Genomic DNA, 23,074 nt, shown 5'->3' on the forward strand with positions numbered 1-23,074 from the left:
CTTTGCGTTCGTTTTAGGGCCACATACCGCTAAAGGAGCCTCCTCTTGGACGACATGCTGCGGGAATACCTGCCTATCCTTGTTTTTATGGCCGTTGCTATCGGTCTTGGCCTTGTGCTGTTGCTGTCTGCGATGGTCTTGGGGGTGCGCAATCCGGACCCTGAAAAGGTGTCTGCCTACGAATGCGGGTTCAACGCCTTTGACGATGCGCGGATGAAGTTTGATGTACGGTTTTATCTGGTTTCGATTTTGTTCATCATTTTTGATCTGGAAATTGCATTTCTGTTCCCTTGGGCTGTGGCCTTTAAGGACGTGAGCATGGTCGGTTTCTGGTCGATGATGGTGTTCTTGGGCGTGCTGACGGCGGGCTTTGCTTATGAATGGAAGAAGGGGGCGCTGGAATGGCAGTAGCATCAACGGCCAGCGCGGGCATGGACCGCGACGTGGCGACCCAAAACCTGAATGCTGAACTGCAGGACAAAGGGTTCCTGCTGACATCAACAGAAGACATCATCAACTGGGCGCGCACCGGCTCGCTGCACTGGATGACCTTTGGTTTGGCCTGCTGCGCAGTTGAGATGATGCACACCTCAATGCCGCGTTATGATCTGGAACGTTTTGGGACGGCGCCACGCGCGTCGCCGCGCCAATCAGATTTGATGATTGTGGCTGGGACGCTGACCAACAAAATGGCACCCGCCTTGCGCAAGGTCTATGACCAGATGCCAGAGCCGCGGTATGTGATCTCGATGGGATCCTGCGCCAATGGTGGCGGATATTACCATTACAGTTATTCGGTGGTGCGCGGTTGTGACCGCATTGTGCCGGTCGACATCTATGTGCCCGGTTGCCCGCCGACGGCGGAAGCGCTGCTTTACGGTATCATGCAGCTGCAACGTAAAATTCGGCGTACCGGGACAATCGTGCGATGAGCCGTGCGTATGAAGGAAGCCTAGCATGAGTGAAGCGCTGAACGAACTTGGGTCCTACATTGAGACCAAGCGCCCTGATTGTGTGCTGTCTTGGGATGTGACCCAGGGTGAGCTGAATATGAACGTGACGCTGGCCAACATCGTGGGCTTTGTGGAGTTTTTGAAGGGGGACGCGACCTGTCGGTTTTCGTCTCTCGTGGATATCACAGCCGTGGATTATACCGGTCGGGCCAAGCGGTTCGACGTGGTCTACCATTTCCTGTCAATGTACCAAAACCACCGCATCCGTCTGCGCGTTGCAGTCCGCGAGCAAGACATGGTGCCGTCGCTGGTTGATGTGCACCCCTCAGCCAATTGGTTTGAGCGTGAAGTGTTCGATATGTTCGGCCTGCTGTTTTCCGGCCACCCTGATTTGCGCCGGTTGCTGACGGATTACGGTTTCCGCGGCCATCCACTGCGCAAGGATTTCCCGACAACAGGGTATACCGAAGTGCGGTATGATGAGGCTGAAAAGCGCGTGGTCTATGAGCCGGTGTCACTGGTCCAAGAATACCGGCAGTTTGATTTCATGTCTCCGTGGGAGGGTGCCGAATACATCCTGCCGGGTGATGAAAAAGAGGCGGCGAAATGATGGATGGTACCAAAGGTTTCGATGACGCCCTAACCGGCGAGCAGAAGATCCGCAATTTTAACATTAACTTCGGGCCACAACACCCTGCGGCGCACGGTGTTTTGCGTCTTGTGCTGGAGCTGGACGGCGAAGTTGTTGAGCGCTGCGATCCGCATATTGGCCTGCTGCACCGTGGCACTGAAAAGCTGATGGAAAGCCGGACATACCTGCAAAATTTGCCGTATTTTGACCGGCTTGATTACGTAGCACCAATGAACCAAGAGCACGTCTGGTGTTTGGCCATTGAAAAGCTGACCGGTGTCGAAGTGCCGCGCCGCGCGTCACTGATCCGGGTGCTGTTTTCTGAGATTGGCCGGATCCTTAGCCACCTGCTGAACGTGACAACGCAAGCGATGGACGTTGGCGCGCTGACCCCGCCGCTTTGGGGTTTTGAAGAACGCGAAGATTTGATGATCTTCTATGAGCGTGCCAGTGGCGCGCGTTTGCACGCTGCATACTTCCGTCCGGGCGGTGTGCATCAGGATCTGCCACCAGAATTGCTGGATGATATCGAGACTTGGGCGCATAAGTTCCTTTCGGGCTTCATGGTCGATATCGACGCGCTGCTCACTGAAAACCGCATCTTCAAACAGCGTAACGCTGACATCGGCGTGGTGAACGAACAAGACATTCAGGACTGGGGTTTCTCCGGTGTGATGGTTCGCGGTTCCGGCCTCGCGTGGGATCTGCGCCGTGCGCAGCCTTATGAATGCTACGATGAATTCGAGTTCCAAATCCCTGTCGGCAAGAACGGCGACTGTTATGACCGCTACCTTGTTCGGATGGAAGAAATGCGTCAGTCGACGCAGATTATCCTTCAGGCGATTGAAAAGCTCCGGGCACCCGAAGGGCAGGGCGACATCTTGGCCCGTGGCAAGATCACACCGCCCAGCCGGTCGGATATGAAGACCTCAATGGAAAGCCTGATCCACCATTTCAAGCTTTATACCGAAGGGTTCCATGTGCCTGCTGGCGAAGTTTATTGCGCTGTTGAAGCCCCTAAGGGCGAATTCGGTGTCTACCTTGTTGCGGATGGATCGAACAAACCGTACCGCGCCAAAATTCGCGCGCCGGGGTTCTTGCACCTACAAGCGATGGACTACCTGAGCCGTGGGCATCAGCTTGCAGATGTGGCTGCGATCATCGGTACGATGGACGTGGTCTTCGGGGAGATTGACCGGTGATGGCACACATCTCTGACTTCACCTTTGCACCTAAATTCCTGCCGGAGACCGCCTTGGTCTGCGCACTTACGAAAGCCTGACCTGATGCTTCGCCGCCTTCACCCTGACCAACCTGACAGCTTCGCTTTTACCTCCGCCAACCAGGCGTGGGCCGAAGCGCAGATCACGAAATACCCAGAAGGGCGTCAGGCCAGCGCGATCATTCCGCTTTTGTGGCGCGCCCAAGAGCAAGAGGGTTGGCTGTCGCGTCCTGCGATTGAACACATCTCTGGAATGCTAGGTCTTGCGTATATTCGCGGGCTTGAAGTGGCGACGTTCTACTTCATGTTCCAATTGCAACCTGTTGGATCTGTTGCGCATATTCAGGTTTGTGGCACCACGTCCTGCATGATTTGCGGTGCCGAAGATCTCGTTGGGCTGTGCAAAGAGCGGATTGCGGGCAAAGCGCATCAGCTGAGTGAAGATGGCAAGTTCAGCTGGGAAGAAGTTGAATGCCTTGGAGCGTGTTCCAACGCGCCAATGGCGCAAATCGGTAAGGATTATTACGAAGACCTTACAACTGAGCGCCTTGGTGAAATTCTTGATGAGCTAGCGGCAGGTAAAGTTCCAACGCCGGGCCCACAGAACGGCCGCTATGCCGCAGAGCCGCTTTCGGGTCTGACGTCGCTGGTGGATCACGACAGTGGCAAATCCGCGTATAACGCCAGCGTGCAATTGGCGACGGATATTGGCGACACGGTCAAACGGATTGACGGCACTGAGGTTCCATTGTTGGCCCCTTGGCAGGGTGTTGCGGCGAATGACGACAAAAAGCCGGCAAAACCTGCGAAAAAGCCCGCCAAGAGCAAAGCTGCAAGTGCTGATGTCGCAGCGAAGCCAAAGGCAGCTGCCAAGCAGGACGCAAAAGCGGCTGAACCCGCGGCGACCGGAGCGGGCAAGAAGCCGCGCGGCATGAAAGCGGCGCGCAAAGCTGGGGCGGATGATCTTAAGATGATCAAAGGCGTCGGCCCCCAGCTTGAAAAAATGTTGAACGAGTTAGGCTTTTTCCACTTTGATCAGGTGTCCAAATGGGGTGCCGAGGAAATATCGTGGGTTGATCAAAACCTGAAGGGTTTCAAGGGTCGCGCGTCGCGGGACACATGGGTCGATCAGGCACGCGCACTTGCTACTGGTGGGGAAACCGAGTTTTCCCAACGGGCCAAGAAAACCGGCATATATAAAGACCGGACGTGACGGTGTAATCTGGGGAGACGTTAAGGTATGTTAGATTTTGAGAACAAAGACGCGTGCAGACGCGGGTGTTGGCGCATGGCGGGTGGCGTTGGGCTGCTTTTGGCGATTGTGCTTTGGCTGGCCGCGGACTGGGGCTTTTTCCAAGCATTGTTCGCAGGGATCGTAGTCGGTGTGATCTGCGGCTTTCTGTTCCCATCGTTTTTCTGCAAGTCTGACAGTGCCGCGCAAAGCAGCATGGGCTCCGCAGCGGCTGATACAGCATCAGGATCGGCAAGTGCCGGCGCTGCAGGATCGATGGCTGCATCTGCGGCAGGGACATCCGATGCGGTAACGTCCGGATCTACGCCGTCTTCTTTTACTTCTGCTCCACCAGCAGCAGCACCTGCTGAGGCGGCACCAAAAGATGCGGCGAAGCCAAAAGTTGCCGCAAAACCAAAAGCCGCTGCGAAGCCTAAGGCAGCAGCGAAACCAAAGGCTGCTGCAAAACCCAAGACCGAGGCCAAGCCCAAAGCCGCTGCAAAGCCAAAAGCGGCAGCGCCTAAAGCTGCTGCCACGCCAAAGCGCGCGGCTGTTGCTGCTGATGGTCAACCCGAAGTTCTAACGGGCCCGCGTTCGGGACAGACCGCCGATGATCTAAAGCTGATCAGTGGTGTGGGTCCAAAGCTTGAAACGACGTTGAACGAGCTGGGCTTTTACCACTTTGATCAAGTCGCTGGCTGGCGCAAAAAGGAAATCGAATGGGTCGATTCCCGTCTGCGCTTTAAGGGCCGAATTGAGCGGGACGACTGGATGTCTCAGGCCAAAATCCTAGCTAAGGGTGGCGAGACTGAGTTTTCGAAAAAGAAGAAAAAGACCTAGAGTTTAGGAGCCGTTTGTGGCGCAGAGTGACGATAAACTGATGCGTGACGGACGGCGACTTGCTTTGGTAAGTGTGGTGGGCGCGTTCGCGTTTATTGGTATCGAGGCCGCCGGGGCTTATTTTAATTGGCCCAACCAGACAATGGGCCTGCTGGAACTTGGCATTGCTGCCATGTTTTTGTGGGTCTTTATACAAGCATTCAGGCTGTGGCGGGTTCGCCAGTCTGAGAAAGACGGATGAGCATCATGTTGCAAGACCAGGACCGCATCTTTACCAATATCTACGGCATGCATGACCGCACGCTGAAGGGCGCGCAGAAGCGTGGCCATTGGGATGGCACTGCCGGGATCATCAAAAAGGGCCGCGACTGGATTGTTGACCAGATGAAGGCATCCGGGCTTCGGGGCCGTGGCGGGGCAGGGTTCCCGACGGGTCTGAAATGGTCGTTCATGCCCAAGGAAAGTGACGGACGCCCCAGCTATTTGGTGGTGAATGCGGACGAGTCTGAGCCGGGGACCTGCAAAGACCGCGAGATTATGCGCCATGATCCGCATACTCTGATCGAAGGGTGCCTGATCGCGTCTTTCGCGATGAATGCCAATGCTTGTTACATCTATATTCGCGGCGAATATATTCGCGAAAAAGAAGCCCTGCAGAACGCCATCGACGAAGCATATGAAGCCGGCCTGGTGGGCAAGAATGCCTGTAAGTCAGGTTGGGATTTCGACATCTACCTGCACCACGGCGCGGGCGCGTATATCTGCGGCGAAGAAACTGCGCTGCTCGAAAGCCTTGAGGGCAAAAAGGGCATGCCGCGGATGAAGCCACCGTTCCCGGCGGGCGCTGGTCTTTATGGCTGTCCGACCACGGTGAATAATGTGGAATCGATTGCGGTTGTGCCAACGATCCTGCGGCGCGGGCCGGAGTGGTTTTCGTCGTTTGGACGCCCGAACAACGCTGGCACCAAGCTGTTTGCGATTTCGGGTCATGTGAACAACCCTTGCGTCGTTGAAGAAGCGATGAGCATTTCGTTTGAAGAACTGATCGAGAAACATTGCGGCGGTATTCGTGGCGGCTGGAGTAACCTCAAGGCTGTTATCCCCGGTGGATCGTCCGTTCCGATGATCCCTGGCGCGCAAATGAAAGACGCGATCATGGACTTCGATTACCTGCGCGAGCAGCGGTCGGGTCTGGGTACGGCGGCGGTGATCGTGATGGACAACAACACGGATGTCATCAAAGCGATCTGGCGTTTGTCGAAGTTCTACAAGCACGAAAGCTGTGGCCAATGCACGCCGTGCCGTGAAGGTACCGGTTGGATGATGCGGGTCATGGACCGTTTGGTAACAGGCGATGCGGAGCCTGAGGAAATCGACATGCTTTTGGACGTGACCAAGCAAGTCGAAGGCCACACGATCTGTGCGCTTGGCGATGCGGCAGCTTGGCCGATCCAAGGCCTGATCCGGCATTTCCGCGGCGATATCGAGGATCGTATCAAACACAAGCGGACAGGACGCGTATCTGCAGCGGTTGCAGCAGAGTAAGCAGCCCTTGAGTACATATCTTAACTTTGCGTCTGTTTCCCTGTTTCTCGCGATCATCTATGTGTTGGCGCGTGCCAACCAGTGGCCGAGACTGATGTCCTGCGCTGTTGCATTGGGCTTCATATCGGTCCCATTCGTAGTAACAACCGCTGCTCATTCTTTTGAGATTCCAGCGATGGTTCGAGAAGTGGTCCTTTCGTCAGTACCCGTTGGTATTTTGATCGGGCTGTATGCTTTGGCAAAATCTGTCGCCAATAGGGTCAAATCCGACCCGTAAATAAACTGTCTTTTAGGAACCTAAAAATGGAACAATTCGCAGCCTACGGCCCCGCCATTGTGGCGCTGGCACTTTGGGGACTCTTGATTTTGGTTCTGACAATTTATTCTACGTTTGGCCGCACAGCGGAGGCGCGGTGCGATTGCGGCAAACCCAAGCGGGACTACGCAGACCCAGTGTATCGCCGCGAACGGGCTTATATGAACGCGGTTGAGACATCTGGCCCGTTTATCGCAACCACGCTGGCGGCCATGTTGGCCGGTGGAGCGGTATTCTGGGTAAATCTATTGGCGGCGGTATTTGTGATTTCGCGGATTGCGATGGCTGCCATTCATATCGGCACAGAGAACCAGCCGATGCGTTCCATCAGCTTTATGGTTGGATTTTTAGTGATCATCGCCTTGGGGTTGATCGCGGTTTTTGCGGCGCTTTAAGCCAGAGCAGCTAAACGAGCCGGTCGTTCATTGTGATACTTGGTTGACTGGCTGAGCGCTAAGCGTATGCCCGAATGGGGCAGGGAGCGGGACGGCTGCCTTGCGTATCTGCACAGGCATTCCGTATGTCACCGCAATGCCAAGGAGTTTGTGAGTTGAGCCACGCGTACTTCATTTGGACAATGCAACGAACAGGTGGCACGACATTGGCCATACTTTTGCGCCGTCTTTCGGAGCACCCAAGTGTCGAAGATGAACCGTTCAACTTGACCCGTGTGTTCGGTCACATTATCCTTGATCGCCGTTCTGAGAGAGGCCGGATTGTTTCATTAGAACAGGCCGATGCGACCGGGGCATAGGGTAGAAGGCAGGCCAAAGAGGTTTTTGCTGAAATTTTGAATGGAACGAAGCCTGCTCCGATACTTGATCAAAAGCACGTCACTGACTATTTGGCCAATTCTTATCAGCGCCGCGAGGAATTGGCGCAGCAGATGAGCGCCGCTGGTGAGACGCCTTTTATCGTCTTTTTCGAAGACATTTATAACCAGCCTGCCGAAGTCGGAAAAGCTCTGCTGCTCCGCCTATTTACCTTTTTGGACATCGATCCCGCCGATCATTCTGAATATGATGCACTGGTGAATGACGCGCTATTCAATCGGGGTCAGAAAACGTCCAGCGTTTTGGAAAAAGTGCCAAATATCGAAGAACTACGGGCAAAGCTGGACACACTTTCCAATGGTTTTGATAAAGTGTTTATTCCGTCCTAGTCGCGCAGCGGGTTGAGCTGTGCAGCAAGCAATGTGAAATACCCGCGGGTATGTCGAAATCGGATCGGGGTAGAGATGAAAGATATGCAACTGGCAGAGCTGAACGTGGGGCGGTTGATCGCTGCGACAGATGATCCGCGTGTTGCGGAATTCATGGACAACCTTGATAAAATTAACGGTTTGGGCAAGCGGATGCCGGGTTTCATCTGGATGATGGAAGGATCAGGGGAGCCGGGGACCGGCAATACGGATGCCAAAATCGAGGGTGATCCGCTCTATGTTGCGAACCTGAGTGTTTGGCGCGATCTTGCCGCGCTTGAGACATTTGTCTGGGACACGCTGCACAAACGCTTCTATGAAAAGCGCAGAGCTTGGTTCGAAGTGGCTGCGGCCCCGCATTTCGTGATGTGGTGGGTGCCGCAGGGCCACCAACCTACGCTCCAAGAAGCACTGGCACGGCTGGAGCATTTGCGCGATAACGGCGATAGCGATCATGCCTTTGGCTGGTCTTATGCAAAGCAGGCAGCGGAACTGGGGACGGAATAATGACACGGATTTTGGGGATGATTGTGCTGGTTGCATTGGCAGCGAGCTGTACGGCGCGGGCCGAACGGGTGGCGTTTGATGGGCAGTTCTTTAGTGCCAAGGTGCGTAAAGTTGATGGCCAGTATGATGTCTTTACCGTGACCGTTGGAGGGGTTTCCAAATCGTTGGATGGTGCACGCGAAGCCGGCGGGTACGAGGGTATCAAATACTGCCTCAATACATATGGTAATTCCGATATCGATTGGGTTGTTGGTCCGGACACGCCGCCCGAACAGCTGCGCATTGAAAAAGACAAGTTTGTATTTCAAGGTGTCTGTCCGCAGTGAACGCACGGGCGCAAAATTGCCTGAATGGCTCCAAAACAGCTGATGTTATTGCATATCAAGCTGCGCACACTCCATTTGCAGGTTGGGCAACCAAGCCCACCCGCTCTTGAGGAGAGTAGATATGCGTGGATTACTGATCGCTTTTGGCGTTATGGCGATTTTGGCCAACCCAGTTGCCGCCAAACCGCCCTTGCGCGATGTACCCAAAATTGACAATGCACTGCTTGACTTGGGCATCGCCGACATTATCCGCAAACAGTGTCCGGATATCTCTGCGCGGATGCTTAAGGCGTTGAATTATGTTTGGGGATTAAAGGCTGAGGCCGGCCGTCTTGGCTATACTGACGCGGAAATCGATGCCTACATTGACAGTGACGCGGAAAAAACGCGCATGAGGGCAAGGGGTGACGAATTTTTCAAGGCTAGGGGGGTCGAAACTTCGGACCCGCAAAGCTATTGTGCGCTAGGACGCGCAGAGATTCAAAAATCGAGCCGGATCGGTTCGTTACTGAAGGCAAAGTGAGCACATGAGCGACATTCGCAAGATCATCATCGACGGCAAAGAAGTTGAAGCTGAGGGGGCGATGACGCTCATTCAAGCCTGTGAGCAAGCGGGCGTGGAAATTCCGCGCTTTTGCTACCATGAAAGACTATCGATTGCTGGCAATTGTCGTATGTGTCTTGTTGAAGTTGTTGGCGGTCCTCCCAAGCCTGCGGCCTCTTGTGCGATGCAGGTGCGCGATTTGCGCCCCGGTCCCGAAGGCCAGCCTCCCGTTGTGAAAACCAACTCACCTATGGTCAAAAAGGCCCGCGAGGGGGTCATGGAATTCCTGCTGATCAACCACCCATTGGATTGCCCGATTTGCGATCAGGGCGGCGAATGTGATTTGCAAGATCAGGCGATGGCATATGGCGTTGATTTCAGCCGCTACCGCGAGCCCAAGCGCGCAACCGAAGATCTTGATCTGGGGCCGTTGGTCGAGACCCATATGACGCGCTGCATTTCGTGCACGCGCTGTGTGCGCTTTACCACCGAAGTCGCGGGCATTCACCAGATGGGCCAGACGGGCCGGGGTGAAGATGCTGAGATTACGGCCTATTTGGGTCAGACGCTCGATTCGAACATGCAAGGCAACATCATTGATTTGTGCCCCGTGGGTGCGCTTGTTTCTAAGCCCTATGCGTTCACGGCGCGGCCTTGGGAATTGAGCAAGACCGAGAGTATCGACGTGATGGACGCGCTTGGGTCCAACATTCGTGTGGACACCAAGGGGCGCGAAGTCATGCGCATCCTGCCGCGCAACCATGATGGCGTCAACGAGGAATGGATTTCCGACAAGACACGTTTCGTTTGGGACGGTCTGCGCCGCCAACGTTTGGATACGCCTTATATCCGCGAAAACGGTAAGCTGCGCAAAGCAAGCTGGCCTGAGGCGCTGGGTGCTGCAGCGGCAGCGATGAAGGATAAAAAAGTCGCAGGTTTGGTTGGTGATTTAACGTCGGTTGAAGCGGCCTATGCGCTTAAGACCCTCATCGAAGGGCAGGGCGGCGTTGTTGAATGTCGCACGGACGGGGCAAAGCTGCCTGCGGGCAACCGTTCGGGTTATGTCGGGACGGCCACGATCGAAGAAATCGATACGGCTCAGGCGATCATGCTTATTGGGGCCAACCCAGCTATTGAGGCTCCAGTGCTTAATGCGCGCATCCGCAAGGCGTGGTCGCGGGGCGCAAATGTTGGCGTGATCGGTCCAAAGGTGGATCTAACGTATGAATATAACGATCTGGGTGATGATCCATCGGTGATGTCTGCTTTGTTAAAACGCGACCATTCGGACGTTGCTGAAAAGCAATCGATCATCATCGTCGGGCAGGCGGCGTTGCGGCGTGCGGATGGCGCGGCCGTTTTGGCCGAGGCGATGGCATTGGCAGCGAGCACGAAATCGACCTTTATGGTTTTGCATACTGCAGCGGGCCGCGTTGGCGCGATGGATATTGCTGCCGTGGCGGAGAACGGCATGGATGATGTGACTGCAGCAGAGGTGATCTATAACCTCGGGTCTGACGAAGTCGAAATCGCTGCCGGGCCGTTCGTGATCTATCAAGGGAGTCACGGCGACCGAGGCGCGCACCGTGCGGATATCATTCTGCCGGGTGCGGCCTATGCCGAAGAACCCGGTTTGTTTGTGAACACCGAAGGACGCCCGCAGATCGCACAGCGCGCAAGCTTTGCCCCTGGTGAAGCCAAAGAAAACTGGGCAATCCTTCGCGCGCTTTCTGCCGAAATGGGTGCCACGTTGCCGTTTGATTCCCTTGCGGCCCTGCGCCGTGCGTTGATCAAGGACGTCCCGCATTTGGGAGATGTCGACGCGGTGCCCGAAAACGAATGGCAGGCGGAACCTAAGGGCAGGCTGGCCAAAGGCGGCTTTGATGCAGCGATTGCAGATTTCTACCTTAGCAATCCAATCGCGCGCGCATCGAGCCTGATGGCTGAGCTGTCGGCAAACGCAAAGGCGCGCCGCACGGAGCAACTGGCCGCAGAGTGAAGCATTTCGCGATCATAGCACCTGTGCTTTTGGCCGCGTGCGTGGAACCTGTGCCGACCGCCGAGGATTTTATCCCTGAATATAAGGGCGTAGAGACCGTGTTACTGGATGGTGATTTGGTTCAGTTTAATGTTGCCATGACGAAGGCGCGCACGTCTGATAACGTTGCGGCTTATGCGGAATGTGCTGCTGCGCAATATACACTGATCCGAGGCTATGGTTTTGCGCGACATGTGCGGACAAATGTGCTCGAAGAGGGTGGCATATGGCGCGCAGATGCTATTTACACAATCTCGCCGAGCCTGCCACGTGGCTTGAAGACAATTGATGCTGAAGTGACCACGCAGAACTGCGTGGAAAAAGGCATACCGACGGTGTGAGGATATATGGCTGATTTCTTTTCCACTCCTGCGGGCATCGCTGTGCTGATACTAGCGCAAGTGCTCGCTGTGCTGGCTTTCGTTATGATATCCTTGCTGTTTCTGGTTTACGGTGATCGCAAGATCTGGGCCGCGGTCCAGTTGCGCCGGGGTCCAAACGTGGTGGGCACCTTTGGCCTGCTGCAAACTGTGGCCGATGCGCTTAAATATGTCGTCAAAGAGGTTGTGATCCCTGCGGGGGCCGACCGAACCGTATTTTTACTGGCCCCTCTGACGTCGTTTGTTCTGGCGATGATTGCTTGGGCGGTGATCCCGTTCAACGATGGGTGGGTACTGTCAGATATCAACGTGGCGATCCTATTTGTATTCGCGGTGTCCTCCTTGGAGGTCTACGGCGTGATCATGGGCGGCTGGGCGTCGAACTCAAAGTACCCGTTCCTTGGCTCGTTGCGGTCCGCCGCACAGATGATTTCATACGAAGTCTCGCTGGGTTTGATCATCATTGGGGTGATCATCTCGACCGGATCTATGAATTTCAGCGGCATTGTAGCCGCACAAGACGGTGATTGGGGCTTCTTCAACTGGTACTGGCTGCCGCACTTCCCGATGGTTTTCCTGTTTTTTATCTCGGCGCTGGCGGAAACGAACCGCCCTCCGTTTGACCTTCCCGAAGCTGAATCCGAACTGGTGGCGGGCTATCAGGTGGAATATTCCGCGACGCCGTTCTTGTTGTTCATGGCTGGCGAATACATCGCGATCTTCTTGATGTGCGCTCTGACGACACTGCTGTTCTTTGGTGGCTGGTTGTCACCGTTCCCGTTCCTGCCCGATGGCGTGTTCTGGATGGTCGGCAAGATGGCGTTCTTCTTCTTTCTCTTTGCAATGGTAAAGGCGATCACGCCGCGTTACCGCTACGACCAACTGATGCGTCTGGGCTGGAAAGTCTTCCTACCGTTCTCGCTGTTTTGGGTGGTCTTCGTTGCATTCGCAGCAAAATTCGACTGGTTCTGGGGGGCATATGCCCGTTGGGGCGTAGGGGGCTAATATGGCACAGATCGATTATACACGGCACGCCAAGTACTTCCTTTTGCAGGATTTCTGGGTCGGCATGAAGCTGGGGATCAAGTATTTCTTCCGGCCCAAGGCGACGTTGAACTATCCGCATGAAAAAGGCCCGCTCAGCCCGCGTTTCCGGGGTGAGCATGCCCTGCGTCGTTATCCCAACGGCGAAGAGCGCTGCATTGCGTGCAAACTTTGCGAAGCCGTTTGTCCCGCGCAGGCCATCACGATTGATGCTGAGCCGCGCGATGATGGATCACGCCGCACCACGCGCTATGACATCGATATGACCAAATGCATCTATTGTGGTTTCTGCCAAGAAGCCTGCCCGGTGGATGCTATTGTTGAAGGCCCGAATTTTGAGTTCTCGACTGAGACCCGCGAAGAGCTGTTTTACGACAAGGACAAGCTTTTGGAAAATGGTGAGCGCTGGGAAGCCGAGATTGCGCGTAACCTTGAGATGGATGCGCCGTACCGATGACCGATAACCCCTTTGAAGCAATGACCAAGCAGATGCAGGAAATGGCCAAGTCCTTTCCGGCGATGGATGCGTTTTCGCCCAAGGGTTTTGAGGCGATGATGGGCCTGATGCCCAAGGACATGATGGAAACCTTCTTTGGCAACAAGCTTAACCCTGATGGGTTGGACGCCAAGACGCGGCTGCTTTTGACGTTGGCGGGGCTGACCATGCAAGGCGCACAGAACGAAGTTGTTTTGCGCCAAACTGTGCGCCACGCCGTTGAGGCGGGTGCACACAAGCAACAGATTATTGATACGATTGGCCAAATGGCCGCCTTTGCCGGTATTCCTGCGATGAACCGCGCGATGCAACTGGCCCAAGAAGTGCTGGACGGTGACGCGGCGGATGAAGCCAAAGATAAGGAACGTGACGCATGAGCATTTTTGCATTCTATCTATTTGCAATCTGCGTGATCACAGGGGGGCTTTTCACCGTGATCAGCCGCAACCCCGTGCATTCCGTGCTTTGGTTAATCCTGTCATTCCTGTCTGCAGCGGGCCTGTTTGTGCTTTTGGGTGCAGAGTTTGTCGCGATGCTCTTGGTCATCGTCTATGTCGGGGCCGTGGCGGTCCTGTTTTTGTTCGTTGTGATGATGCTGGACGTTGATTTCGCCGAATTGAAAGCCGAAATGGCGCGCTACATGCCGCTGGCGCTGTTGATCGCGCTCGTGATTCTCATGCAATTTGTGATGGCCTTTGGCGCTTGGGAATTCAATGCCGCCGCTGAGGGGCTGCGCGCGCAGGTGACGGATATGGATGTCACAAATACCGCCGCGCTTGGGTTAATCATTTATGACGATTACTTTTTGCTTTTCCAGCTGTCGGGCCTGATCCTGCTGGTTGCGATGATCGGTGCAATCGTGCTGACCCTGCGCCACCGCACAGATGTCAAACGCCAGGACGTGGTCGCACAGATGATGCGTGATCCAGCTAAGGCGATGGAATTAAAAGACGTGAAACCGGGGCAGGGGCTGTAGGCGGGCGATTAGAGATATTGCCTACCAAAATACTATCGTGGTCGCGCTGAGCATTCTATTCGGCGGCTACAACCTGATCTGAGATCAGCCGGACCCGTATCCGGCACATAAGAATACTGCCCCGCAAGAGGGCCAAAAGACTGAGGGACGACATGATCGGACTTGAACATTACCTGACAGTGGCGGCGACGCTGTTTGTCATCGGCATCTTCGGGCTTTTTCTGAACCGCAAGAACGTGATCATTCTGCTGATGAGCATCGAACTGATGCTCTTGGCGGTGAACATTAATCTTGTCGCATTCTCCAGCTTTCTGGGTGATCTGGTGGGGCAGGTGTTCACGCTGTTTGTCCTCACGGTTGCCGCAGCAGAAGCGGCGATTGGTCTGGCCATTTTGGTCTGTTTCTTCCGTAACCGTGGCACGATCGCGGTTGAAGACGTCAACGTGATGAAGGGCTGAGGATTATGGAAACCACACTCCTTTTTGCCCCGCTGGTAGGTGCGATCCTTTGCGGGTTCGGTTGGAAGATCATCGGCGAAGTTGCCGCGACTTGGATTTCAACCGGGCTGTTGTTCCTGTCGGCACTGCTCAGCTGGGTCGTGTTCCTGACCATGGACGCCAGCGTCACTGAGCATATCCAGATCCTACGCTTTATCGAAAGCGGTACACTGAGCACCGATTGGTCGATCCGTTTGGACCGTCTGACGGCGATCATGCTGATCGTGATCACGACAGTGTCGAGCCTCGTACACCTTTATTCCTTTGGCTATATGGCCCATGACGAGAATTTTCGGGATAACGAAAGCTATCGTCCTCGGTTCTTTGCCTACCTGTCGTTCTTTACCTTTGCGATGTTGATGCTGGTGACGGCTGACAACCTTGTGCAGATGTTCTTTGGGTGGGAAGGCGTGGGCGTCGCGTCTTACCTGTTGATTGGCTTTTATTACCGTAAACCAAGTGCGAATGCTGCGGCTATCAAGGCGTTTGTGGTCAACCGTGTTGGTGATTTCGGCTTTGCGCTGGGTATCTTTGCGCTGTTCTATCTGACTGACAGCATCCGTCTTGATGATATATTTGCTGCGGCCCCTGATCTGGCCGAGCAGCAGTTGAGCTTTCTGTGGCGCGAGTGGAATGCGGCCAATGTTATTGCCTTCCTGCTGTTTGTTGGCGCGATGGGTAAATCGGCGCAGTTGTTCCTGCACACTTGGCTTCCTGACGCGATGGAGGGCCCGACCCCTGTGTCGGCACTGATCCATGCCGCGACAATGGTAACCGCCGGTGTTTTCCTTGTGTGCCGCATGTCACCGATCATGGAATTCGCCCCAGAAGCGATGATGTTTGTGACCTTCATCGGCGCAAGCACCGCGTTTTTCGCAGCCACCGTGGGTCTGGTTCAAACCGACATCAAGCGCGTGATTGCTTATTCGACCTGTTCGCAGCTGGGCTATATGTTCGTGGCCGCAGGCGTTGGGATGTACTCGGCTGCGATGTTCCACCTCTTCACCCACGCGTTCTTTAAGGCAATGTTGTTTCTGGGCGCGGGGTCGGTCATTCATTCGATGCACCACGAGCAGGACATGAATAACTACGGCGGTCTGCGCAAAAAGATCCCCTACACTTTCGCGGCGATGATGATTGGTACGTTGGCGATCACAGGCGTTGGCATTCCTCTGACGCATATTGGTTTCGCAGGTTTCCTCAGTAAGGATGCGATTATTGAAAGCGCTTATGGCGGCGATTCAATGTACGGTTTCTGGCTTTTGGTAATCGCTGCTGCGATGACGAGCTTTTACAGCTGGCGCCTGATGTTCATGACGTTCTATGGCAAGCCACGTGGCGACAAGCACACCCATGAGCACGCGCACGAGTCCCCGATGACCATGCTGATCCCACTGGGCGTACTGAGCCTTGGAGCCGTCTTTGCTGGTATGATCTGGTACAACTCCTTCTTTGGTCACGCTGAAGATATTGGCGAGTTCTACGGTATTCCCATGGCTGAGATGGCCGAGGGTGGTGCCGCGCATGTTGAAGGTGCCGAAGAGGCACATGATGATGCCGCGGCTACTGGCGATGATCACGGTGAAACCCATCACGGTGCTGGGTTTGCAGGGGCACCGGGCGAAGGTGCGATCTATTTTGGAGCCGACAACCATGTTCTGGACGCGGCCCATGGCGCGCCCACATGGGTCAAAGTCAGCCCGTTTATTGCGATGCTCTTTGGTTTTGTGATGGCGATGTGGTTCTACATCTGGAACCCAAGCCTGCCTGCGCGTTTGGCAGCAAGCCAGCGCCCGCTATATCTGTTCTTACTTAACAAGTGGTACTTTGATGAGATCTACGACTTTATCTTCATCCGGCCTGCAAAGGCGCTCGGCCGCTTCTTGTGGAAACGTGGGGACGGTGGCGTGATTGACGGCACGCTCAACGGTATTGCGATGGGTATCATTCCGTGGCTCACACGGCTCGCGGGCCGCGCGCAGTCTGGCTATATCTTCACCTACGCTTTTGCGATGGTGATCGGTATTGCTGTGTTGGTGACTTGGATGACGATGACCGGGGGGGCACACTGATGGAGCATCACTTGCTTTCTATCGTGACCTTTATGCCGGCCTTTGCCGCCGGTATTTTGGCGCTTTTCCTGCGTGGTGAAGACGAAGCCGCTGCGCGCAATGCGAAATGGCTGGCACTGATCACCACATCGGTGACCTTCCTTGTGTCGATCTTTGTGTTCCTTGAATTTGATCCCACCAACACGGGCTTTCAATTGGTGGACGAGGCCGATTGGCTGATGGGCCTGAAATACCGCATGGGCGTTGACGGGATTTCGATCCTGTTTGTGATGCTCACCACATTCATGATGCCGCTTGTTATTGCGGCCAGCTGGAATGTGAACACGCGGGTCAAAGAATACATGATCGCGTTTCTATTGTTGGAAACGCTGATGCTGGGCGTGTTTATGGCGCTTGATCTTGTGCTGTTCTATCTGTTCTTTGAGGCTGGCCTCATTCCGATGTTCTTGATCATTGGTATCTGGGGCGGGGCGAACCGGATCTACGCGAGCTTTAAGTTCTTCCTTTATACCTTCCTTGGTTCGGTTCTGATGTTGGTGGCGATGGTGGCGATGTACGCGGATGCGGGAACAACCTGTATCGGCGGCTGCGAAGTGAGTTTGCTCACCCATACCTTTGGCTCCGAGACGTTTAGCGTGCTGGGGATACAAGTCGTTGGTGGCGTACAGACCCTGATGTTCCTTGCGTTCTTTGCGAGCTTTGCGGTCAAGATGCCGATGTGGCCGGTTCACACCTGGTTGCCGGATGCGCACGTGCAGGCCCCGACTGCGGGTTCGGTTGTGCTGGCGGCGATCTTGCTCAAGATGGGTGGTTACGGCTTCTTGCGGTTCTCCTTGCCAATGTTCCCGGTCGGATCAGATGTCATGGGACCTTTAGTGCTGTGGATGAGCGCGATTGCGATTGTCTACACCTCGCTGGTGGCGCTGGTGCAAGAAGACATGAAAAAGCTCATCGCCTATTCATCCGTTGCGCACATGGGATTTGTAACCATGGGTATTTTCTCGGCGAACCAGCAGGGCATTGATGGCGCGATATTCCAGATGATCAGCCACGGCTTTATCTCGGGCGCGCTCTTTCTTGCGGTTGGTGTGATCTATGACCGGATGCATACGCGCGACATCGATGCCTATGGCGGGCTAGTGAACCGTATGCCGGTTTATGCGATGATCTTTATGTTGTTCACGATGGCCAATGTCGGACTGCCGGGAACCAGCGGATTTGTTGGCGAATTCCTAACACTGATTGCAGTCTTCCAGGTTAACACTTGGGTTGCAGCTGTGGCGACGACCGGTGTGATTTTGTCGGCGGCCTATGCGCTGTGGTTGTACCGCCGCGTGGTGATGGGCGACCTGATCAAAGAGAGCCTCAAAGGCATCACCGACATGACCTCGCGTGAAAAGTGGATTTTTGCTCCGCTGGTGGTGATGACATTGCTGCTGGGCGTCTACCCGGCGCTGGTACTTGATATAACCGGGCCCTCTGTGGCCGCGCTGGTTAATAACTACGAAGCTGCGTTGGACGTTGCGGGTGCCGCCGTGCAATCCGCCGCATCGCACTGATTAAAGGACGACCACGATGATCACTGCCGATCTCAACATCATCCTGCCGGAAATTTTGCTTTCCGTCTTTGCCATCCTCGCGCTGCTTGGTGCGGTTTATACGGGCAAGGATCGCGTGGCGAGCCTCGTGTTGTGGCTGACTGCAGGGGTCATGGTGATCCTTGGGTTCTGGATTGGGATGACCGGTGAGGGCACCCGCGTGGCCTTTGGTGGCATGTTCAATGACGACGGTTTTGCACGGTATGCCAAAGTTACAATCTTGTTGTCGGCGGCCGTTGTTCTGGTGATGTCCGAAGGCTACATGCGTGCGCGTGATCTGCTGCGGTTTGAGTATCCTGTCCTTGTAGCGCTAAGCGTTGTGGGCATGATGATGATGGTGTCCGCTGGCGATCTGATGGCGCTTTATATGGGGCTGGAGCTGCAATCCCTGGCGCTTTATGTTGTCGCTTCTTTGCGGCGTGACAGCGTAAAATCCACAGAAGCAGGCTTGAAGTACTTCGTGCTCGGCGCGCTGAGCTCTGGGATGCTGCTGTACGGTGCCTCGCTGGTCTACGGTTATGCCGGCACGACGCTGTTTTCGGGGATCATTCAGGTGGCTCAAGCCGGCGAGACCTCTATTGGGTTGCTCTTTGGTATCGTATTCCTGATCGCGGGTATGGCCTTTAAGGTTTCTGCTGTGCCGTTCCACATGTGGACGCCAGACGTCTATGAGGGCGCACCGACACCGATCACAGCCTTCTTTGCGACTGCGCCCAAGATGGCGGCGATGGGACTGTTTGCACGGGTACTGCATGATGCATTTGGCAATGCGGTCAGTGACTGGAGCCAGATCATCGCGCTGCTGTCGGTACTGTCGATGTTCCTTGGAGCCATCGCAGCGATCGGGCAAACCAACATCAAACGTCTGATGGCGTATTCGTCGATTGCGCATATGGGCTATGCGCTGATGGGACTGGCCGCCGGGACTGCCTTTGGCGTGCAAGCGATGCTGGTCTATATGGCGATCTACATCACGATGAACGTCGGAACATTTGCGTTTATCTTGTTGATGGAAAAGGACGGCCAGCCGGTCACAGATATCGCGTCGCTCAATATGTATTCCAAGCAACATCCCGGACGCGCCTTGGCGCTGCTGGTTTTGATGTTCAGCCTTGCGGGTGTGCCACCCTTCGTGGGCTTCTTTGGCAAATTCTATGTGCTGCGCGCTGCCTATGAAGGTGGCTTGGCGTGGCTGGCAATCGCGGGTGTTATCGCATCGGTGATTGGCGCGTATTACTACCTGCGCATCGTGTTCTTTATGTATTTCGGCGAGGACCGCTCAGATGCTTTGGATAACAATACGGGCGGCGTTTTGCAGATCGTTTTTGTTGCCTCAGCGGTGATGGTCACGCTTGCGAGTATCAGCATGTTTGGCGTCGAAGAAGCAGCGGCGGCTGCTGCCGCGATGCTGGTCAATTGATCCTGAACAGGGCTGCGACTGAACAGTGAGCAATATGGGGAAATGGCCGCAGGGTTATGACCGCCATGTGCTCGACAGCATCGATTCCACCTTGTCAGAGGCTGCACGCCTAGCGCCGACGTTGGCTGCGGCCACTTGGATACTTGCCGCGGAGCAGACGGCCGCGCGCGGCAGACGCGGCCGCAGTTGGGCAACACCGCGCGGCAATTTCGCAGCAACCCTTATCATGCCACGCACGGACCCACCTGCGCAGGCCGCTTTGCGCAGTTTTGTAATGTCGCTGGCGCTGTGGCGCAGCTTTGTTGAGGTGACGGGCCGTGAGGCGGATTTTGCGTTGAAATGGCCGAATGATGTTTTGCTGCGGGGCGGCAAAGTGGCCGGAATATTACTAGAAGGCACCGGCGACCATTTGGCCATCGGCATTGGCGTAAACCTTGCCCATGCCCCTGGTGCGGATCAAGTTGAGGCAGGGGCCGTGCGCCCAGTATCGCTGTCCAGCACCGGGGCAATGGTCACGCCAGAGCATTTTCTGGATACGCTGGCGGCCCAGTATGCCGTGCTTGAAGATCAATTTCGCACTTACGGATTTGCGCCGATACGCGCCGCTTGGATGGAACAGGCCGCACGGCGCGGCGAAGTGATCACTGCGCGCACCATGCGCGACGAAACAGTAGGCGTCTTTGAAGATGTGGATGCATCAGGTAACCTCATCCTTGGGACACCCAAGGGCCGCGTGATCGTCACGGCGGCGGATGTGTATTTCTAGGCAGAAGGGGGCAACAATGCTTCTGGCGATTGACTGCGGTAACACGAATACGGTCTTCTCAATTTGGGACGGCAAAGCGTTTATCGCGACGTGGCGCACGGCCACTGAATGGCAGCGGACGGCGGACCAGTATTACGTCTGGCTCAGCACGTTGATGAAGTTCCAGCAGATCGAGGCGAACATCACAGATGTGATCGTGTCCTCAACTGTGCCACGGGTTGTCTACAATCTTCGCGTTTTCGCTGATCGGTATTTTAACACGCGACCGATGGTGGTTGGAAAATCTGACTGTGCGCTGCCGGTTGATGTCCGCGTTGATGCCGGTACTGCCGTAGGGCCAGACCGTTTGGTGAACACCGTTGCGGGTTATGATCTCTATGGTGGTGACCTTGTGGTTGTTGATTTTGGCACCGCGACCACCTTTGATGTTGTGGCCCAAGATGGCGCCTATATTGGCGGCGTTATCGCACCCGGCGTGAACCTAAGCCTTGAGGCGTTGCACAATGCTGCAGCCGCTTTGCCGCATGTCGATATCTCCAAACCGCAGGCGGTGATCGGCACAAATACTGTTGCCTGTATGCAATCTGGCGTTTTTTGGGGTTATGTCGGTCTCGTTCGTGAGATATGTGCGCGGATAAAGGCGGAACGTGACCGCGAGATGCGCGTCATCGCAACCGGCGGGCTAGCCCCCCTGTTTCAGCAAACTGAAACGCTTTTTGACGCCTTTCAAGATGACCTGACAATGCACGGATTGACCGTGATTCATAAGTATAACAAGGATTTGACGAAATAATATGAGCAGTGAAAGACTGATCTACCTGCCCCTTGGGGGGGCGGGTGAAATTGGCATGAATGCCTATGTTTACGGCTATGGCAAACCCGGCAAGGAGCGACTGATTGTCGTGGACCTTGGCGTGGCCTTCCCGGATATGGACACAAGCCCGGGCGTTGATTTGATCATCGCCGACATCGCATGGCTGGAAAAACGCCGCAAACAGATCGAAGCGATCTTTGTTACACACGCGCACGAAGACCACGTGGGCGCGGTGGCACACACCTATGACCGGCTGCGTGCCCCGATTTATGCGCGTAACTTTACCGCCAACATCGCGCGCCGCAAAATGTCAGAATACAAACACCCCGATGATGCAATCACCACGGCGCAGGTTTGGCCCGCACAGATCACAGCTGGCCCGTTTACCGTTGGCTTCATGCCGATCTCGCACTCGATCCCTGAATCGTCAGCTTTGATCATCGACAGCCCTGCCGGCCGGATTGTGCATTCGGGCGACTTTAAGGTCGATGTAACGCCCGGCGTTGGCGAAGCGTTCGACGCCGCTGCCTTTGCTGAGATTGCCAAGGACGGCGTCAAAGCTTTGGTATGTGACAGCACGAATGTGTTCTCACCCGAACCAGGTCGCTCTGAAGGGACCCTTGGACCCGCGATCGAAGAACTGGTTTCTTCGGCCAAAGGTATGGTTGTGGCGACAACGTTCGCGTCTAACGTGGCGCGGGTCAAAACACTTGCTCAAGCGGGCGAGCGGGCAGGGCGGTCTATCGTTTTGCTGGGTCGCGCGATGAAGCGGATGGTTGATGCGTCGCTTGAAACCGGCGTGATGAAAGATTTTCCGCCTACCATCAGCCCCGAGCAGGCACGCGGCATTCCACGTGAGAACGTGATGCTGCTGGTCACGGGCAGTCAAGGCGAGCGCCGTGCTGCCAGCGCGCAGTTGGCGCGCGGCAAGTACATGGGCCTTGAGATGAAAGAGGGCGATATGTTCCTCTTTTCGTCAAAAACCATTCCGGGCAACGAGCGTGGCGTGATCAAAGTCATGAATTCGTTTTCTGAGATGGGTGTTGATGTTGTCGATGACAGCAACGGCAAATACCACGTGTCTGGCCACGCCAACCGTCCTGATCTGGAAACATTGCATGACATCATCAAGCCCCAGATCCTGATCCCAATGCACGGCGAGCATCGTCACTTGCGCGAGCACGTCAAGATCGCGGATGCCAAAGGCATTGCTGGTGTGCTGGCTGTCAACGGTATGATGATCGACCTGTCTGGCAATGCGCCTAAGATTGCTGAGTACATCGAGACGGGGCGCACCTATCTGGATGGCTCTGTACAGGTTGGCGCGTTGGACGGCGTGGTTCGTGACCGTATTCGGATGGCGTTGAACGGTCATATGACCGTGACCGTGATCATTGACGATTCCGATGAGCCTTTGGGTGATCCGTGGGTCGACGCGATGGGCCTGCCGGAAATGGGCACGTCCAAGTCTCCGCTGGTTGATGTGGTTGAAGCTGATCTGGCGCAATGGTTGGGCCGTGCTTCGCCCAAAACCTTGCGCGATGACAAGCTGCTGGATGATGGCCTTCGCAAGATCGCACGTCAGTCTTCGAACAACGAGATCGGTAAGAAGCCTGAAGTTACAGTTGTGGTTAGCCGCCTAAGCTAACCTTTGTTC

Annotated in this window: 26 protein-coding genes; all 26 read left to right on the forward strand. The window is 55.2% G+C overall.

Annotated elements, in window-relative coordinates; translation table 11 throughout:
• Positions 1–45 precede the first annotated feature (45 nt).
• The 26 genes from C1J03_RS08620 (at position 46) to C1J03_RS08750 (ending at position 23,065) form a co-directional block, all read left to right on the forward strand.
• Positions 46–411, forward strand: a complete 366-nt coding sequence (locus tag C1J03_RS08620) for an NADH-quinone oxidoreductase subunit A (RefSeq protein WP_114885580.1) — start codon at positions 46–48, stop codon at positions 409–411.
• On the forward strand, positions 402–932 hold the full coding sequence (locus C1J03_RS08625; protein ID WP_114885582.1) for a NuoB/complex I 20 kDa subunit family protein: 531 nt from the start codon (positions 402–404) through the stop codon (positions 930–932). The genes C1J03_RS08620 and C1J03_RS08625 overlap by 10 nt, the downstream gene beginning before the upstream one ends.
• Before the next feature lie 25 nt (positions 933–957).
• Positions 958–1,563: an NADH-quinone oxidoreductase subunit C gene (locus C1J03_RS08630; RefSeq protein WP_114885584.1), complete on the forward strand. Its 606-nt coding sequence runs from the start codon at positions 958–960 to the stop codon at positions 1,561–1,563.
• The gene (locus tag C1J03_RS08635) at positions 1,563–2,786 is read left to right on the forward strand and encodes an NADH-quinone oxidoreductase subunit D (RefSeq protein ID WP_114888930.1); all 1,224 of its coding nucleotides are present in this window, start codon (positions 1,563–1,565) and stop codon (positions 2,784–2,786) included. The genes C1J03_RS08630 and C1J03_RS08635 overlap by 1 nt, the downstream gene beginning before the upstream one ends.
• Before the next feature lie 84 nt (positions 2,787–2,870).
• A complete protein-coding gene (locus tag C1J03_RS08640; RefSeq protein WP_114885586.1) occupies positions 2,871–4,019 on the forward strand; it encodes an NADH-quinone oxidoreductase subunit E in 1,149 nt (382 codons plus the stop codon).
• A gap of 27 nt (positions 4,020–4,046) precedes the next feature.
• On the forward strand, positions 4,047–4,877 hold the full coding sequence (locus tag C1J03_RS08645; RefSeq protein ID WP_114885588.1) for an NADH:quinone oxidoreductase: 831 nt from the start codon (positions 4,047–4,049) through the stop codon (positions 4,875–4,877).
• Positions 4,878–4,893: 16 nt separating this feature from the next.
• Complete coding sequence (locus tag C1J03_RS08650; protein WP_114885590.1) at positions 4,894–5,118, forward strand: DUF5337 family protein; 225 nt, start codon at positions 4,894–4,896, stop codon at positions 5,116–5,118.
• A 5-nt stretch (positions 5,119–5,123) separates the two neighbouring features.
• Positions 5,124–6,422 (forward strand): NADH-quinone oxidoreductase subunit NuoF, encoded by a 1,299-nt coding sequence (gene nuoF / locus C1J03_RS08655; RefSeq protein WP_114888931.1) that lies wholly within the window; start codon positions 5,124–5,126, stop codon positions 6,420–6,422.
• Between the two features lie 303 nt (positions 6,423–6,725).
• Positions 6,726–7,133 carry an MAPEG family protein gene (locus C1J03_RS08660; RefSeq protein WP_114885592.1) on the forward strand — a complete coding sequence of 136 codons (408 nt, stop codon included), beginning with the start codon at positions 6,726–6,728 and terminating at the stop codon, positions 7,131–7,133.
• A 395-nt stretch (positions 7,134–7,528) separates the two neighbouring features.
• Complete coding sequence (locus tag C1J03_RS08670) at positions 7,529–7,900, forward strand: hypothetical protein (RefSeq protein WP_114885596.1); 372 nt, start codon at positions 7,529–7,531, stop codon at positions 7,898–7,900.
• Between the two features lie 75 nt (positions 7,901–7,975).
• Positions 7,976–8,446: a DUF3291 domain-containing protein gene (locus C1J03_RS08675; protein WP_114885598.1), complete on the forward strand. Its 471-nt coding sequence runs from the start codon at positions 7,976–7,978 to the stop codon at positions 8,444–8,446.
• Positions 8,446–8,772, forward strand: coding sequence for a hypothetical protein (locus C1J03_RS08680; protein ID WP_114885600.1), 327 nt, complete (start codon positions 8,446–8,448; stop codon positions 8,770–8,772). Before C1J03_RS08675 ends, C1J03_RS08680 begins: the two co-directional genes overlap by 1 nt.
• Before the next feature lie 121 nt (positions 8,773–8,893).
• A complete protein-coding gene (locus C1J03_RS08685) occupies positions 8,894–9,295 on the forward strand; it encodes a DUF5333 domain-containing protein (protein ID WP_114885601.1) in 402 nt (133 codons plus the stop codon).
• A gap of 4 nt (positions 9,296–9,299) precedes the next feature.
• Positions 9,300–11,315: an NADH-quinone oxidoreductase subunit NuoG gene (nuoG, locus tag C1J03_RS08690; protein ID WP_114885604.1), complete on the forward strand. Its 2,016-nt coding sequence runs from the start codon at positions 9,300–9,302 to the stop codon at positions 11,313–11,315.
• Complete coding sequence (locus C1J03_RS08695; protein ID WP_441351130.1) at positions 11,312–11,695, forward strand: hypothetical protein; 384 nt, start codon at positions 11,312–11,314, stop codon at positions 11,693–11,695. Before nuoG ends, C1J03_RS08695 begins: the two co-directional genes overlap by 4 nt.
• Before the next feature lie 6 nt (positions 11,696–11,701).
• Entirely contained in the window at positions 11,702–12,739 is a 1,038-nt protein-coding gene (nuoH, locus tag C1J03_RS08700) for an NADH-quinone oxidoreductase subunit NuoH (RefSeq protein WP_114885606.1), read from the forward strand.
• A gap of 1 nt (position 12,740) precedes the next feature.
• Positions 12,741–13,235, forward strand: coding sequence for an NADH-quinone oxidoreductase subunit NuoI (gene nuoI, locus C1J03_RS08705; RefSeq protein WP_114885608.1), 495 nt, complete (start codon positions 12,741–12,743; stop codon positions 13,233–13,235).
• Complete coding sequence (locus C1J03_RS08710) at positions 13,232–13,651, forward strand: carboxymuconolactone decarboxylase family protein (RefSeq protein ID WP_114885610.1); 420 nt, start codon at positions 13,232–13,234, stop codon at positions 13,649–13,651. Before nuoI ends, C1J03_RS08710 begins: the two co-directional genes overlap by 4 nt.
• A complete protein-coding gene (locus C1J03_RS08715) occupies positions 13,648–14,250 on the forward strand; it encodes an NADH-quinone oxidoreductase subunit J (RefSeq protein ID WP_114885612.1) in 603 nt (200 codons plus the stop codon). The genes C1J03_RS08710 and C1J03_RS08715 overlap by 4 nt, the downstream gene beginning before the upstream one ends.
• 152 nt (positions 14,251–14,402) lie before the next feature.
• The gene (nuoK, locus tag C1J03_RS08720; RefSeq protein ID WP_008553673.1) at positions 14,403–14,708 is read left to right on the forward strand and encodes an NADH-quinone oxidoreductase subunit NuoK; all 306 of its coding nucleotides are present in this window, start codon (positions 14,403–14,405) and stop codon (positions 14,706–14,708) included.
• 5 nt (positions 14,709–14,713) lie between these two features.
• Entirely contained in the window at positions 14,714–16,819 is a 2,106-nt protein-coding gene (gene nuoL / locus C1J03_RS08725) for an NADH-quinone oxidoreductase subunit L (protein WP_114885614.1), read from the forward strand.
• Entirely contained in the window at positions 16,819–18,378 is a 1,560-nt protein-coding gene (locus C1J03_RS08730; protein WP_114885616.1) for an NADH-quinone oxidoreductase subunit M, read from the forward strand. The genes nuoL and C1J03_RS08730 overlap by 1 nt, the downstream gene beginning before the upstream one ends.
• Positions 18,379–18,394: 16 nt before the next feature.
• Positions 18,395–19,837 (forward strand): NADH-quinone oxidoreductase subunit NuoN, encoded by a 1,443-nt coding sequence (gene nuoN, locus C1J03_RS08735; RefSeq protein WP_114885618.1) that lies wholly within the window; start codon positions 18,395–18,397, stop codon positions 19,835–19,837.
• A gap of 34 nt (positions 19,838–19,871) precedes the next feature.
• Complete coding sequence (locus tag C1J03_RS08740; RefSeq protein ID WP_114885620.1) at positions 19,872–20,603, forward strand: biotin--[acetyl-CoA-carboxylase] ligase; 732 nt, start codon at positions 19,872–19,874, stop codon at positions 20,601–20,603.
• Positions 20,604–20,619: 16 nt separating this feature from the next.
• Positions 20,620–21,396: a type III pantothenate kinase gene (locus tag C1J03_RS08745; protein WP_114885623.1), complete on the forward strand. Its 777-nt coding sequence runs from the start codon at positions 20,620–20,622 to the stop codon at positions 21,394–21,396.
• A gap of 1 nt (position 21,397) precedes the next feature.
• Entirely contained in the window at positions 21,398–23,065 is a 1,668-nt protein-coding gene (locus tag C1J03_RS08750) for a ribonuclease J (RefSeq protein WP_114885625.1), read from the forward strand.
• The last annotated feature ends 9 nt before the right edge of the window (positions 23,066–23,074 follow it).

The sequence above is a fragment of the Sulfitobacter sp. SK012 genome, assembly GCF_003352085.1.
Classification (GTDB): Bacteria; Pseudomonadota; Alphaproteobacteria; order Rhodobacterales; family Rhodobacteraceae; genus Sulfitobacter.

Coding starts and splice junctions, on each gene's coding strand:
- C1J03_RS08625 (WP_114885582.1), top strand. CDS start 402: ATGGCAGTAGCATCAACGGCCAGCGCGGGCATGGACCGCGACGTGGCG.
- C1J03_RS08730 (WP_114885616.1), top strand. CDS start 16,819: ATGGAGCATCACTTGCTTTCTATCGTGACCTTTATGCCGGCCTTTGCC.
- C1J03_RS08750 (WP_114885625.1), top strand. CDS start 21,398: ATGAGCAGTGAAAGACTGATCTACCTGCCCCTTGGGGGGGCGGGTGAA.
- C1J03_RS08715 (WP_114885612.1), top strand. CDS start 13,648: ATGAGCATTTTTGCATTCTATCTATTTGCAATCTGCGTGATCACAGGG.
- nuoL (WP_114885614.1), top strand. CDS start 14,714: ATGGAAACCACACTCCTTTTTGCCCCGCTGGTAGGTGCGATCCTTTGC.
- C1J03_RS08675 (WP_114885598.1), top strand. CDS start 7,976: ATGAAAGATATGCAACTGGCAGAGCTGAACGTGGGGCGGTTGATCGCT.
- nuoI (WP_114885608.1), top strand. CDS start 12,741: ATGGCACAGATCGATTATACACGGCACGCCAAGTACTTCCTTTTGCAG.
- C1J03_RS08710 (WP_114885610.1), top strand. CDS start 13,232: ATGACCGATAACCCCTTTGAAGCAATGACCAAGCAGATGCAGGAAATG.
- C1J03_RS08630 (WP_114885584.1), top strand. CDS start 958: ATGAGTGAAGCGCTGAACGAACTTGGGTCCTACATTGAGACCAAGCGC.
- nuoG (WP_114885604.1), top strand. CDS start 9,300: ATGAGCGACATTCGCAAGATCATCATCGACGGCAAAGAAGTTGAAGCT.
- C1J03_RS08635 (WP_114888930.1), top strand. CDS start 1,563: ATGGATGGTACCAAAGGTTTCGATGACGCCCTAACCGGCGAGCAGAAG.
- nuoK (WP_008553673.1), top strand. CDS start 14,403: ATGATCGGACTTGAACATTACCTGACAGTGGCGGCGACGCTGTTTGTC.
- C1J03_RS08640 (WP_114885586.1), top strand. CDS start 2,871: ATGCTTCGCCGCCTTCACCCTGACCAACCTGACAGCTTCGCTTTTACC.
- nuoF (WP_114888931.1), top strand. CDS start 5,124: ATGTTGCAAGACCAGGACCGCATCTTTACCAATATCTACGGCATGCAT.
- C1J03_RS08685 (WP_114885601.1), top strand. CDS start 8,894: ATGCGTGGATTACTGATCGCTTTTGGCGTTATGGCGATTTTGGCCAAC.
- C1J03_RS08660 (WP_114885592.1), top strand. CDS start 6,726: ATGGAACAATTCGCAGCCTACGGCCCCGCCATTGTGGCGCTGGCACTT.
- nuoN (WP_114885618.1), top strand. CDS start 18,395: ATGATCACTGCCGATCTCAACATCATCCTGCCGGAAATTTTGCTTTCC.
- C1J03_RS08745 (WP_114885623.1), top strand. CDS start 20,620: ATGCTTCTGGCGATTGACTGCGGTAACACGAATACGGTCTTCTCAATT.
- C1J03_RS08645 (WP_114885588.1), top strand. CDS start 4,047: ATGTTAGATTTTGAGAACAAAGACGCGTGCAGACGCGGGTGTTGGCGC.
- C1J03_RS08680 (WP_114885600.1), top strand. CDS start 8,446: ATGACACGGATTTTGGGGATGATTGTGCTGGTTGCATTGGCAGCGAGC.
- nuoH (WP_114885606.1), top strand. CDS start 11,702: ATGGCTGATTTCTTTTCCACTCCTGCGGGCATCGCTGTGCTGATACTA.
- C1J03_RS08740 (WP_114885620.1), top strand. CDS start 19,872: ATGGGGAAATGGCCGCAGGGTTATGACCGCCATGTGCTCGACAGCATC.